The organism is Aureimonas sp. AU20 (assembly GCF_001442755.1).
GTDB lineage: Bacteria > Pseudomonadota > Alphaproteobacteria > Rhizobiales > Rhizobiaceae > Aureimonas.
The window spans coordinates 1172001-1185743 of record NZ_CP006367.1; the positions used below are offsets into that span (position 1 = coordinate 1172001).

Genomic DNA, 13743 nt, shown 5'->3' on the forward strand with positions numbered 1-13743 from the left:
CGGTCTATTCCGTGTCCGAGCGTTCCGCCTCGCCGCGCGGCGCCAGGGCGAAATAGCGCTGCGAGAGAAGGTCGGAGATCTCGTATCCGTCGCGCGCCACACGCCGGAGGAACGCCGGCGTCACCTCGCCGGGCTGGGCCGTGCGCAGGCGCACCTGCAGCCGCGCCGTGCGGCGCGAGGCCGGGTCCAGGCTTTCGCCCATGAGATTGCCCGGCAGTTCCGCCAGCGCGGCTTCCAGCGCCCTTGCCTGGAAAGCGAGGGAGCGCGGGTTGAGCGGGTCGAGCAGCGCGAGGTCGATCACCGTGCTGCTGCCGAGTTGCACCGAGAAGCGACGGCGATAGGTCATCCGGCTGTCGGTGAATTCCAGCAGCGCCTCGAACACGCCGTCGCCGCCCGCCGCCATGAAGGCGCCCGCCGCCTCTGCCGTGGCCGAAAGGCGCTCCAGCCGCCGGCCGCATTCGTGGAAGCGCCAGCCGGTGAAGCGATACATGTTCTCCTGCACCAGACCGGCGAAGCCGGCGAGGCGCGTCAGCACCCGGCCAGCGAGCAGCGCGTCGTCGCGCTCGCGCGGGGGCAGGCGCATGGCCTCGGCCGTCACCTCCGCGATCTCGGCCAGAACCCGCCAGGCATCGGGCGAGAACCGGTCGCGAATGCGCGAGGCGAGATGGAAGGCGCTGTCGGCGAGTTCCTTCAGGCCGTGGATCGGGTCCGCCCCGCCAAGGCCGACGCCGGCCACGCGCAGGAGGTTGATGCGCGCCTCGTCCACGGGCGCGGGGTCCTCGCCCGCCTCGGCGCGCTCGATCGCGGCGCGCCAGTGCCGGAAGGCGACTTCCAGCCGCTCGACATAGCGCCCGAGCCAGAAGAGATTGTCGGCCGCGCGGGCGGGAAGCGAGCCCGGCAGGCGGCGGTGGTAGCCAGCTTCCGGAGAGGCCAGCAGCGAAACGGGCCGTTCGTCCGCCTCGCCGGCGATCCAGACATCGACGGAGCGCCCGCCGGCGGCGATGCCCAACGCATCGCCCCGCTCGTCATGGGCGGCGCGGGCAAAGCCGCCGGGCATGACGTCCCATCCGTCCGGGCCGCGCGCCAGAAACACCCGCAAGGTCACCGGGCGGCTTTCGAGTTCCCCCTCGCCGAACACGGGCACGGTGGAGAGCGGCGGTTGGCGCAGCGCCACGACATCCGCCCCGCCGCGCCCCTTAGCCCGCTCGGCCAGTTCCTCGGCCGAGATCGGCGCCTCGGGGCCGGAGGGAGCGGGCAGGGCGCGGGCAAGACGCCAGCCGGGTGGCAAGGCGTGAGCGAACCCTTGAGCGCCCGGCTCGCCCAGCCAGCGCGTTTCGGCCGAGGCGAGTTGCAGGGGCTCGCCGATCAGCGCCCGCGCCATGCCCTGTTCGAAGGCGGCGAAGGCCGGCGTTTCCAGAAGCCCCGAGCCCAGCGCGTTGACGAGTTCGAGCTTGCCGGCGCGGATGGCGCGCACGAGGCCGGGCGTGCCGATGCGCGAGCGGGAATAAAGCTCAAGCGGATCGGCATAGTCGGCGTCGAGCCGGCGCCAGAGGACGCGCACGGGACGCAAGCCGTCCACGGTGCGGATTTTGGCCTCGTCTCCCCGCACCACGAGATCGCCGCCTTCTAGAAGGTGGAAGCCGAGATAGCGGGCGAGATAGGAATGCTCGAAATACGTCTCGTTCAGCGGGCCGGGGGTCAGCAGGCCGACGCGCGCCCCTTCCGTGCCGTTGAGCTCGTTCAGCGTCTCACGGAAGCGGCCAAAGAAACCGGCGAGGCGCCGGACGTGAAGCGAGCGGGCGAGGTCGGGAAAGGCGCGCGAAGTGGCGACGCGATTTTCCAACGCGAAGCCCGAGCCCGAGGGCGCCTGCGTGCGGTCTCCGATCACGTACCAGCGCCCGTCCGGCCCCCGGCCGAGATCCACGGCGATGAAGCGGATCAGCGGGCGGCCGGTGCGGCCCTGGTCGGCAAGCGGGCGCAGGAACTCCGGGTTGCCGGCCAGAAGCAGGCCCGGCAGGTGCCCCTCGCGGACCATGCGCCGCTCACCGTAGAGATCGGTCAGCAGCCGTTCGAGATAGACGGCGCGTTGGCGCAGCCCCGCTTCCAGCCGCCGCCATTCCTCGGCCTCGATGACCACGGGCGGAAAGGCGATCGGCCAAAGCCGCTCACCGCCATCCGTGCCCGATCGGTAGAAGACGCCGGCCTCGCCCAGATATTGCCGCGCGGCGCGAAAGCGCGTCTCGCGCTCGGCTTCGCTCCAGCCGGCCAGCGCCTCCGTCAGCGGGCGGTAATGCGGGCGCACGGAGCCGTCCGCCGCCCGCATCTCGTCGTAGCGGGCGGCGGGCGGAGCGGCGGCTTTGCCGGCTTCGATGGGGATGGTCTCAGACGGCAAGGAAGGCAGGCCGTCTGAGATCGAGCGTGTGCGGGAAGCTCGGGTCGGGGATTTCGGCCGGAGGCTGGAAGGCGCCCGGCGTGTGGCCGATCGCCTCGAACCGCGCCAGACGCCGCGCCTCGGCCTCGTTGGCGTTGACCGGGAACGTGTCGTACGAGCGCCCGCCGGGATGGGCGACATGATAGGTGCAGCCGCCGAGCGAGCGGCCCGACCAGCGGTCGTAGATGTCGAAGGTCAGCGGCGCGTGGACGGGGATGGTGGGATGCAGGCCCGAGGCCGGCTGCCACGCCTTGAAGCGCACGCCGCCGACAAAGGTGCCGACATCCCGCGTGGGGGCCAGCGGCACCGGCCGCCCGTTGCAGGTGACGATGTGGCGCGAGGTGTCGAAGCCGGAGAGCTTCACCTGAAGGCGCTCGACGGAGGAATCCACGAAGCGAACCGTACCGCCGATGGCGCCCGTCTCGCCCATGACGTGCCAGGGCTCCAGCGCTTGGCGCAGCTCCAGCGTCACGCCCTCGTGGCGCACTTCGCCGCAGAAGGGGAAGCGGAACTCCCATTGCGCCTCGAACCATTCCGGCCGCACGGGATAGCCGGCGCGCGTCAGCTCGGCCAGAACGGCGAGAAAATCCTCCCAGACGAAGGCCGGCAGCATGAAGCGGTCGTGCAGCTGCGTGCCCCAGCGCGCGAAGCGCCCGGCCTGCGGCTCGCGCCAGAAGCGCGCGATGAGCGCGCGGATCAGAAGCTGCTGGGCCAGACTCATGCGCGCGTCTGGCGGCATCTCGAAGCCGCGAAACTCCACGAGGCCGAGCCGCCCGGTCGGGCCGTCGGGCGAATAAAGCTTGTCGATGCAGATTTCCGAGCGGTGCGTGTTGCCCGTCACGTCCACCAGGAGATTGCGGAACAGGCGGTCCACCAGCCAGGGCGGGGGCGCTGCGCCCTCGCCGGGCGCGGGCACCTGCGCCATGGCGATCTCGAGCTCGTAAAGCTGGTCGTGCCGGGCTTCGTCGATGCGCGGCGCTTGGCTGGTCGGCCCGATGAAGAGGCCGGAAAAGAGGTAGGACAGCGACGGGTGACGCTGCCAATAGAGCACCAGCGACTTCAGAAGGTCGGGTCGGCGCAGGAAGGGGCTGTCGATCGGCGTCGCGCCACCGATCACCACATGGTTGCCGCCGCCCGTGCCGGCATGGCGCCCGTCCACCATGAACTTGTCGGTGCCGAGCCGGGATTGGCGCGCGTCCTCGTAGACGCCTTGCGTAATGGCCACCGCCTCGCCCCAGGACGCGGCGGGATGGACGTTCACCTCGATCACGCCCGGGTCGGGCGCGACGCGCATCACGTCGAGGCGCGGGTCGAAAGGCGGGGCATAGCCCTCGATGCGCACGGGCAGCGCCATCGCCTCGGCCTCGTCCTCCACGGCGGCGAGAAGGTCGAGATAGGCCTCGGCCGATTCCAGGGGCGGCATGAAGACATGGAGAACGCCGTCGCGCGGCTCGATGGCGACGGCGGTGCGGACATAGCCGCCGATCTCGGCTTCCGGCCCGGGCTCGGGCGGCGACCAGGCAGGCGCCGGGTCGGCCTGCGAGATGCGCTTCTGCACCTGGCCCAGGATCTCGCGCTCCGGCAGGTCGGGGAAACGCTGCATCGGATCGGCCGGGTGCGTGTAGGGATAGCGTGCCGGCGGCAACCAGGGCAGGGCGGCCAGCGGCAGGCGGTAGCCCAGCGCCGAGTCGCCCGGCACCAGGAAGAGCTGGCCGCGCCGCGTCGACCAGCGCTCCGACATCCAACGGGCCGGCAGCGCCTGCCACGCCTGCACCGGCATGACGTAGCCGACAGGATTGTTCAGCCCCCGATCGAACACGCGGGCGAGGCGCGCGCGCTCCTCCGGGTTTTCCAGCCTGGAATTGTCCGGCGAAACGTTCTCGGGCAGCTGCGCCTCGCGCACGAGCCAGTAGGACGGGTCCTCGAAGGCGGGCAGCGCGTTGCCGGGCTCGACGCCGAGCCGCTTGGCCACGCCCTCGAGAAGCACCCGCGCCGTCTCGGCCGTCGCCTCGCCGGGTGTCTCCTCGCCCGAGCCCGCTTCGGCGGCGAACAGATCGGGGTTGCGCCAGATCGGCTTGCCGTCCTTGCGCCAGTAGAGCGAATAGGTCCAGCGCGGCAGGGATTCGCCGGGATACCACTTGCCCTGGCCGTGATGGAGAAAGCCGCCCGGCGCGAAGCGCTGCCGCAGCCGGCGGATCAGACCGTCGGCCAAGCCCCGCTTGCGCGGCCCCGTCGCGTCGGCGTTCCACTCGGCCGCCTCGAAATCGTCGATCGAAACGAAGGTCGGCTCGCCGCCCATGGTGAGGCGCACGTCCATGGATTGGAGGTCGCCGTCCACCTTTGCCCCAAGCGCGTCGAGCGCCTCCCAGCTCTCGTCGGAAAAGGGTTTCGAGACGCGCGGCGCTTCGGAAACGCGCGTCACCTCCATGGCGAAGTCGAACTCGGTCTCGGCGAAATCCACCCCGCCGGCGATCGGCGCGGCGGAGCGGTAGTGCGGGGTCGCCGCCAGCGGCACGTGGCTTTCGCCGGTCATCAGGCCGGAGGTCGGGTCGAAGCCGATCCAGCCGGCACCCGGCACGTAGACCTCCACCCATGCATGCAGATCGCAGAAGTCGACCGCCGTGCCGGCCGGCCCGTCCAGCGCGACGCGGTCGGGCTTCAGCTGGATCAGGTAGCCCGAGACGAAGCGGGCGGCGAGGCCGAGATGGCGCAGCGCGTTGACCAGGAGCCAGGAGGAGTCGCGGCAGGAGCCCGAGCCCTTTTCCAGCGTCTCCTCCGGCGTCTGGACGCCGGGTTCCATGCGGATGAGATAGTCGATGCGCTGCTGGACCAGCCGGTTGATCTCGACGAGGAAGTCGATCGTGCGCCGGGGCGTGCGGTCGACCTGCGTCAGGAAGGTCTGGAGCAGGGGGCCTGCCGGCTCGTGCGCGAGATAGGGCTTGAGGTCGATGAGGAGATCGTCGCCATAGGCGAAGGGATAGGTCTCCGCCCATGTCTCCATGAAGAAGTCGAACGGATTGTAGACTGTCATGTCGGCGAGAAGATCGACCTCGATGCGCAGCTCGCGCACCTTCTCGGGAAAGACGACGCGCGCCAGCCAGTTGCCGAACGGGTCCTGCTGCCAGTTCACGAAATGGTTCGCCGGCTCGATGCGCAGAGAATAGGCGGGGGTGCGCGTGCGCGAATGGGGGGCTGGCCGAAGCCGGATCGTCTGCGGGCCGAGGGTAACGGGTCGGTCGTAGCGATAATGGGTCAGGTGGCGGAGTGCGGCGAGGATCGGCATCGGTTCCCTTACACATGACCAGTCGAACGGGCAGCATAGGCACAAGGCGCCGCCACCGAAACCTTCGCGTTGCACAAACTGCGCGCTTTCCGGAATTATTAACGGAATCGGTTGCGGTGCGGAACAAGGCGGAAGGACCCGAGTTAGGCGCGGGAATTGGCCAAAGCCCGCCATCAGGAACTTTTTCGATGAAACTCTTCTCCTGCCCGTCCTGCGATCAGGTCGTCTTCTTCAACAACGTGGTGTGCGAGCGCTGCGGTCATGCCTTGGGCTACGAGCCGCGCGCCAACCGCGTGCTGGCGCTGGAAGCGGCCGACGACGGCTGGGTTTCGGTCGGCCGGGGCAGCGACGGATCGCACTGGCGCTATTGCGACAACTACCAGTACGGGGTGTGCAACTGGCTGGTGCCCGCCGAGGGCGTGGAGCGCCTGTGCCTGGCGGACCGCCACAATCTGATGGTACCCGACCTGTCCGACCCCGAGAACCAGGCGCTCTGGGCCAAGATGGAAGCGGCCAAGCACCGGCTCTTCTACACGCTGCTGCGCCTGGACCTGCCGCTCTATACGCGCGACGAGCATCCCGAAGGCCTCGGCTTCAAGTTCCTGGCCGACGATCCGAACTCGGACCAGAAAGTGATGACCGGCCATGACGAGGGCATCATCACCGTGGCGCTGGCGGAAGCGGACGATGCCGAGCGCGAGAAGCGCCGGACCTCGATGGGCGAGCCTTATCGCACGCTGCTCGGCCATTTCCGCCACGAGGTCGGCCATTGGTACTGGGACATCCTGGTGCGCGACGGCAACCTGCTCGACCAGTGCCGCGCCGTGTTCGGCGACGACCGCGAGGACTACGGCCAGGCGCTGCAGAACCACTACAACAACGGCCCCAAGCCGAACTGGCAGGACGAGTTCGTCTCTTCCTATGCTGGCTCCCACGCCTGGGAGGACTTCGCCGAGACCTGGGCGCACTATCTCCACATCATCGACACGCTTGAGGTCGGCGGTTCCTACGGCATTGCCATCCAGCCGCGGCTCGACCGCGACGGCATCCTGACCACCGATCTGGGCCTCAAGGTCTACGACCCCAACACGACGATGGAGGAGATCGCCGACGCGTGGCTGGCGCTCAGCCAGGCGCTGAACTCCATGAACCGCGCCATGGGCCTGCAGGACCTTTATCCCTTCGTTCTGTCGCCGACCGTCATCGCCAAGCTTGGCTTCATCCACGATCTCGTTCACGGCCGGGTCGGCCAGCGCGCGGGCGCCGACGAGGCGCACGGCATGTCGGAAGAGGCCGAGGACCTCGGCCGCCAGTCCAACGCAGCGAACGAGCCGATGGTGGCGGCCGGCTGAGGCGCGGGGGCTGGCGCGAGCGACTGGAAAATTTCCCCTTCCGGTCACTGGCACTGCCCTTTCCCGCTCCACTTAAGCTGAGCAACAGCAGCGACGACGCCCCTTCGCCTTCGCGCAAGCGAAGGGGCGTCTCACCCATCGTGCATGACCTTTTGCGAACCGGCGGAGCCCCTATGAACGGTGCCAGGACTTTTTCTTTCGACCTAGGGTGGGGCGCGCAATACGAGGACGGGCGCACGCGCTTCCGCATCTGGGCGCCGAGCGCGGGAAGCGTCGATGTCGCCAGCGCGGAATCCGACGAGTACCAGTGCGAGCGCTTCGAGCCGATGACGAAGGGCGAGGGCGGCTGGTGGGAACTGGTGACCGATCAGGTCCAGCCGGGCGACGGCTACGGCTTCCGCTTCGACGGCGGCAAGGTGAGGCCCGATCCGGCGGCGCGCGCGCAAGGGGGCGACGTCCACTGGCTGTCGCGCGTCGTCGATCCCAACGCGCACAAGTGGCGCAGCGCCGAATGGGCCGGCCGGCCCTGGCACGAATGCGTCTTCTACGAGCTGCATGTCGGCACCTTCACGCCGGAGGGCACGTTCGATGCGGTCATCGGCAAGCTCGACCATCTAAGGGACACCGGCATCACCGCGATCGAACTCATGCCCATCGCGCAGTTCGGCGGGCAGCGCGGCTGGGGCTATGACGGCGTGCTGCTCTACGCCCCGCATCAGGTCTATGGCGGGCCGGAAGGGCTGAAGCGTCTGGTGGACGCCGCGCACGAGCGCGGGCTGATGGTCTTTCTCGACGTCGTCTACAACCACTTCGGCCCGGACGGGAACTACCTGCCCGAATACGTGCCGGAGTTCTTCCATTCGGAAATCGCGACGCCCTGGGGCGCGGCCATCGCCTATGACGAGGCGCCGGTGCGCGAGTTCATGATCGAGAACGCGCTCTACTGGATGAACGAGTTCCGCATCGACGGGCTGCGGCTGGACGCGATCGACTCCATCAAGGACACGACCGAAACGCCGCTGGTGAAGGAACTCGCCGCCCGCGTGCGAGAGACCATCACCGATCGGCACGTCCACATCACCACCGAGGACGACCGCAACATCCGCTGGCACATCGAGCGCGGCGAGGGGGGCAAGATTCCGCTCGTCTCTGGCGAGTGGAACGACGACTTCCACCACACCGCCCATGTGATCGGCACCAACGACCAGGAAGGCTATTACCGGGACTACGACCCGAACTCGGCCGAGCAGATGGCGACCGCGCTCGCCACGGGCTTCGTGTTCCAGGGGCAGGAGTCCGAGCATCGCAAGCGGCGCGTCGGCACCGATTCGGCCGAACTGCCGCCCACCGCCTTCGTCAACTTCATCCAGAACCACGACCAGATCGGCAACCGAGCCTTCGGCGACCGGCTGCGCTCGCTTTCCTCGGGCCGCGTCTACGACTGCCTCCAGTCGATCCTGCTCCTGTCGCCGCAGATCCCCCTGATGTTCCAGGGCGACGAATTCGGCGACACCAACTCCTTCTGCTTCTTCACCGATTTCGACGGCGAACTGGCCAATTCGGTGTCGAAGGGGCGCAAGCGCGAGTTCAAGAGCTTTGCCGCCTTCGAGGACCCCGAGGCCGCCGACATCTTCCCCGACCCGAACGACGAGCGCACCTTCGAGATTTCCCGCCTCGACTGGGGCCGGCTGACCCAGCCGACGCACAAGCGGCGCCTGCAGGTGACGCGCAAGCTTCTGACCATCCGGCAGGAAACGCTGATGCCGCTTCTGGGCGCCGCGCCCGGCGGCACGGGCATGGCGCTGGTGGAAGGGCTCGGCTTCGTGGTCGCCTGGGAGCTTCAGCCCGGCCGCTTCTGGCATCTCGTCGCCAATCTGTCGGACGAGGTCTGGGACCTGGAGGACGCGCTGGTGGAAGACCAGATCGGGCGGGCCAGCTGCGTCTACACCAACCACAAGAACGCCTTCGAGGAAGTGACCGGCGGCGCGGTGCCGGCCTGCTGCGTCCTCGCTATCCTGTCGGACACGTTGCTGATCGCGGAGCCGGACGATGAATAAGCCGCTCGAAACCCTGGCGGAAAGCCACGGCATCCAGATCCGCTACGTCTCCGAGATGGGCGAGCCGAAGGAGATCGGCGAAGCGGCGCAGGACGGGCTCCTGCGCGCGCTGCAGGTCGACCCCGTTGGGGGCGAGGCCGGGCACTTCGCACAGGCCGAGCACAAGGCGAGCCTTGCCTGCGCGCTGCCGGGCAGCGTCGCCTCGCGCCGCGCCTGGGGCGTCACCTGCCAGCTCTACAGCCTGCGTTCGGCGCGCAATCTCGGCATCGGCGATTTCGAGGACCTGGCCGCGCTGGCCGAGACCGTCGCGCCGACCGGCGCGTCCTTTGTCGGCGTCAATCCGCTGCATGCGCTGTTTCTGGCCGATGCCGGGCATTACAGCCCCTATTCGCCCTCGACGCGCCGCTTCATCAACCCGTTCTATCTCGCGGTCGATACGATCGACGGTGGGGCGGAGGCCATCGCGGCGCTGCGCGAGGCCGAGCCAGACCTGTTCGAGGGGCTGGACGGCGAGCTGGTGGACTACCGCGCCGTGGCGCGCGTGAAGGTGCCGCTGCTGCGCACTCTCTATGAACGGGCCAAGGACGGGCTGGGGCGCGACGAAAGCTTCCGCGCTTTCCTGGAGCGGGGCGGCGACGCGCTGCGCGGCTTCGCCCTGTTCGAGGCGATCTCCGAAAGCGTGCGCGCGGACGGCGGCAGTGCCGGCTGGCACCATTGGCCCGAGGATCTGCGCGACCGCAACGGCGAGGGCGCGCGCGTCTTCGAGGCCGGGCACGAGGATCAGATCCGCTTCCACGTCTGGCTCCAGTACCAGTGCGACCGGCAGCTGGCCGAGGCGCAGCGCCGCGCCAAGGCGGCGGGCATGGGCATCGGCCTTTATCTCGACTTCGCCGTCGGCGTCTCGCCCGACGGGGCCGAGACCTGGGCCGACCCGGCGCTGACGGTGCGCGAGGCGCGCGTCGGCTCGCCGCCCGACATGTTCAACTCGGACGGGCAGGACTGGGGCCTCGCGCCGCTCTCGCCCAAGGCCCTGGCCGAGCGGCAATACGCGCCCCTTTCGGCCGCCTATGCCAGCCTGATGGAACATGCCGGCGCGATCCGCATCGACCACGCCATGGGCCTTGCGCGCCTCTGGTGGATTCCCGAGGGCGAGCGCTCGGGCGGGGGCGGCTATGTCCGCTATCCCCTCGGCGCCATGGTGGATGCCCTGGCCCGCGTGTCGCAGGACACGAACTGTCTGGTGATCGGCGAGGATCTCGGCACCGTACCGGAGGGCTTCCGAGAGGCCATGACCGACAGCCACATCCTTTCCTATAAGGTGCTCTATTTCGAGCGCTGGAAGGACGGGCTGTTCAAGGCGACGGGCGAGTATCCCGAGACCTCGCTCGCCTGCATCTCGACCCATGATCTCGCCACCCTTTCGGGCTGGTGGCACGGGTCGGACGTGCGCCTGCGCGCCGAGACGGGGCGGCAGAACGCGGCCGCTACGCAGCGCGATATGGCCGAGCGCGACCGCGACCGGCGCACGCTGATGGCGGCGCTGCGCCACGAGAACCTCCTGCCGCCCGAGGAGATCGCGCTGGCGGACGGCGGCGCCACCTTGCCGGCGCGGCTGCCTTTCGAGCTGGCGCTCGCGATCCACCGCTTCGGCGCGCGCACCCGCTCCATGCTCTTCGCCGTGCAGATGGAGGACATGATCGGTTCGGAAAAGCAGCCGAACCTGCCGGGCACGACCGATGAATATCCCAACTGGCGCATCCGCTCCGACATCCGCCTGGAAGAGCTGGCGGGCGACGAGCGTTTCCAAGCCATGGCCCGCGCGATGCGCGACGAGAGACCGGAGACCCCATGAGCCGTCCCCTGATCGCGACCTATCGACTGCAGTTCCGCGAGGGGACGGGCTTCTCTGAGGCTCAGGACCTCGTGCCCTATCTCAAGGTGCTGGGGACGAGCCACCTCTACGCCTCGCCCGTCTTCTCCGCCTCGCCCGGCTCGACCCACGGCTACGACGTGGTGGACTACAACCGCTTCGAGGCGGATCTGGGCGGCGACGCCGGTTTCGGCCGGATGAGCGACGCGCTGATGGCCGCCGATCTCGGCCTGATCCTCGACTTCGTGCCCAACCACATGGGCGTCTCCCAGGAGAACCCCTGGTGGGAGGACGTGCTGCGCTGGGGCCGCGAAAGCCGCTACGCGCAGACCTTCGACATTTCCTGGGACGAGGAGAAGATCCTCATTCCGACGCTGGGCGCGCCCTATGGCGAGGCGCTGCGCACCGGCGCGCTGAAGGTGGTCTATGACGAGGCGCGCGGCGAGGTGCGCTTTTCCGCCAATGGCTACGGCCTGCCGGTGGACCCGCGCACGCTCAGCCACGTCTTCGGCTTCGTCGAGCACGAGCACCGCGACAGTCTGGTGCGCCGCTTCGCCGCTTCGCTGCCGACCGACGGCGAGGAGCTGACCGAGCGCTTCGCCGAGCATGTCGCCGACCCCGCCTTTCTCGCCGCGCTCAAGAAGGGCATCGAGGCGCTGAACGCCGACAGCCAGGCTCTGCACGCCTTCCACGAGGTGCAAGCCTGGCGTCTCGCCTGGTGGCGTCTCGCGCGCGAAAAACTCTCCTATCGCCGGTTCTTCGAGATCGCGGACCTGATCGGCGTGCGCCAGGAAATGCGCCGCGTCTTCCGCGACTCGCATCGCACCATCTTCCAGCTGGCGCGCGAGCGCCGGCTGGACGGCATCCGCATCGACCATGTCGACGGCGTCGCCGACCCGAAGGGCTATCTCAGCGAACTCGCCGCCGGCTTCGAGGCGCTGCGCCGCGACGTCTCGATCCATGTCGAGAAGATCCTGACCGGGCCGGAGCGACTGCGCAAAAGCTGGAACATCGCCGGCACCACGGGCTACGAGTTCATCACCGCCGTCGCCGGGCTCTATGTCGACGCCTCCAAGGAGGAGGCGATGAGCAAGGCTTATACGGCCTTCGTCGGCACCGACGAGGACCTGCGCAGTATGATCGCCGACCAGAAGCGGGCGATCTTCACCCACAATCTGGCGGGTGAGCTGCAGGTTCTGACCGAGACCGCCATGCAGGTGGCGGCCAATGATCTCGAAACGCGCGATTTCGGGCGCGACGACATGAGCCGCTCCATCGTCGAGGTGGCGACCGCCTTGCCGGTCTACCGCACCTATTGCGGCGTCGCCGGCGTGCCGGACAAGGATGTCGAGGTCATCGACGACGCGGTGGAACTGGCCAAGAGCACCCGCAAGGTCGAGGCCGACGAGCCGATCGCCTTTGTCGGCCGGCTCCTGAAGCTCGCCTTCGAGGACGGGCGCGACGTGACCGGAGCGCTGAACTTCACGCGGCGCTTCCAGCAGACCACCGGCGCGGTGATGGCCAAGGCCGTGGAGGACACGGTCTTCTATCGCTACAACCGCTTGATCGCTCTGAACGAGGTGGGCGGCGAGCCCGACCATTACGGCACCTCGACCCCGCGTTTCCACGACGAGATGGCGATCCGCCTGGAGGACCAGCCGGACGGTCTCATGGCCTCCTCCACCCATGACACCAAGCGCGGCGAGGATGCGCGCGCCCGGCTGTACACGCTGAGCGAGGCGCCCGAACGCTGGGCCGCTTTGGTGGAAGAGATGGCGGGCGCCCTGGAGCCCTGGCGCAAAGTGCTGGGCGAGGCGTCGTCCGGCGAGACGCATGTGTCCCCCGACCCGGCCACCGAATGGGGCTTCTACCAGTCGCTGCTCGGCGTGCTGCCGGCCGATTTCGATCCGGCCGACGCCGAGGCGCGCAAAGCTCTGGAAGAGCGGCTTCTGGCCTTCGCCGAGAAAGCCGTGCGCGAGGCCAAGCGCTACACGAGCTGGACCGCGCCGGACGAGGCTTACGAGGAAGCGCTGAAGGGATTCGTGTCCGCCATCCTGCGCGAGGGCGAGACCGGCGGCCTCCTCGCGGACTTCTGGCTGAAGTCGCAGCCCTTCGTCGTGGCCGGCGCGCTCAACTCCCTGTCGCAGACGCTGATCAAGCTCACGGCGCCGGGCGTTCCCGATATCTACCAGGGCACCGAGTTCTACGACCTCAGCCTTGTCGACCCCGACAACCGGCGCAAGATCGACTTCGCCGCCCGGCAGACGGCGATGGAGGACGGGCACTCCGTTGCCGAAAGCCTCGCGCATTGGCGCGACGGGCGCGTCAAGGCCAAGCTCACCGCCGCGGCGCTGAAGGCGCGCATCAAGGCGCCCGAGCTCTTCACCAAGGGGCGCTACATCCCGCTCGAGGTAACGGGCGAGAAGGCGGCTCACGTCGTCGCCTTCGCACGCACCGATGCCGATGGGCGGGCGGCCGTGACGATCGTCCCGCGCCTCGCGCTGCAACTCCTGGGCGACAAGGCGGAGCGGCCGATGTTGGACGCGAAAAGCTGGGGAGATACGGCCGTTCGTTTGCCGTCTCACCTTGCGAGCGCCCGGTTTGATGACATCTTGACGCAGAAGACGGTCGGTACGGGCGCGAGCCTGAAGCTGAGCGAGGTTCTGGCCGAGCTCCCCCTCGCGCTGCTTCTCGCCGACTGAAAAGCCTTGGGACCCAAGGCCGAAACGCGCGGGGCGTGTGTCCCCGCG

6 protein-coding genes are annotated in these 13743 nt (G+C 68.8%); 4 read left to right on the forward strand and 2 right to left on the reverse strand.

The features are described from left to right. Positions 1–4 precede the first annotated feature (4 nt). Both M673_RS05335 and M673_RS05340 read right to left on the reverse strand, forming a co-directional pair. Positions 5–2392, reverse strand: coding sequence for a circularly permuted type 2 ATP-grasp protein (locus M673_RS05335; RefSeq protein WP_244493077.1), 2388 nt, complete (start codon positions 2390–2392; stop codon positions 5–7). Continuing rightward, positions 2382–5714, reverse strand: a complete 3333-nt coding sequence (locus M673_RS05340) for a transglutaminase family protein (protein ID WP_061974231.1) — start codon at positions 5712–5714, stop codon at positions 2382–2384. The genes M673_RS05335 and M673_RS05340 overlap by 11 nt, the downstream gene beginning before the upstream one ends. 188 nt (positions 5715–5902) lie before the next feature. On the opposite strand from M673_RS05340, the gene M673_RS05345 reads away from it, so the two are divergent. The 4 genes from M673_RS05345 to treY all read left to right on the forward strand — a co-directional run bounded on the left by M673_RS05345 (position 5903) and on the right by treY (position 13695). Then, positions 5903–7066 carry a zinc-binding metallopeptidase family protein gene (locus M673_RS05345; RefSeq protein ID WP_061974232.1) on the forward strand — a complete coding sequence of 388 codons (1164 nt, stop codon included), beginning with the start codon at positions 5903–5905 and terminating at the stop codon, positions 7064–7066. A gap of 173 nt (positions 7067–7239) precedes the next feature. Next, on the forward strand, positions 7240–9123 hold the full coding sequence (gene treZ, locus M673_RS05350; RefSeq protein ID WP_061974234.1) for a malto-oligosyltrehalose trehalohydrolase: 1884 nt from the start codon (positions 7240–7242) through the stop codon (positions 9121–9123). Beyond that, positions 9116–10975, forward strand: coding sequence for a 4-alpha-glucanotransferase (gene malQ / locus M673_RS05355; RefSeq protein WP_061974235.1), 1860 nt, complete (start codon positions 9116–9118; stop codon positions 10973–10975). Before treZ ends, malQ begins: the two co-directional genes overlap by 8 nt. Further along, entirely contained in the window at positions 10972–13695 is a 2724-nt protein-coding gene (gene treY, locus M673_RS05360; RefSeq protein WP_061974237.1) for a malto-oligosyltrehalose synthase, read from the forward strand. Before malQ ends, treY begins: the two co-directional genes overlap by 4 nt. Positions 13696–13743 lie beyond the last annotated feature (48 nt).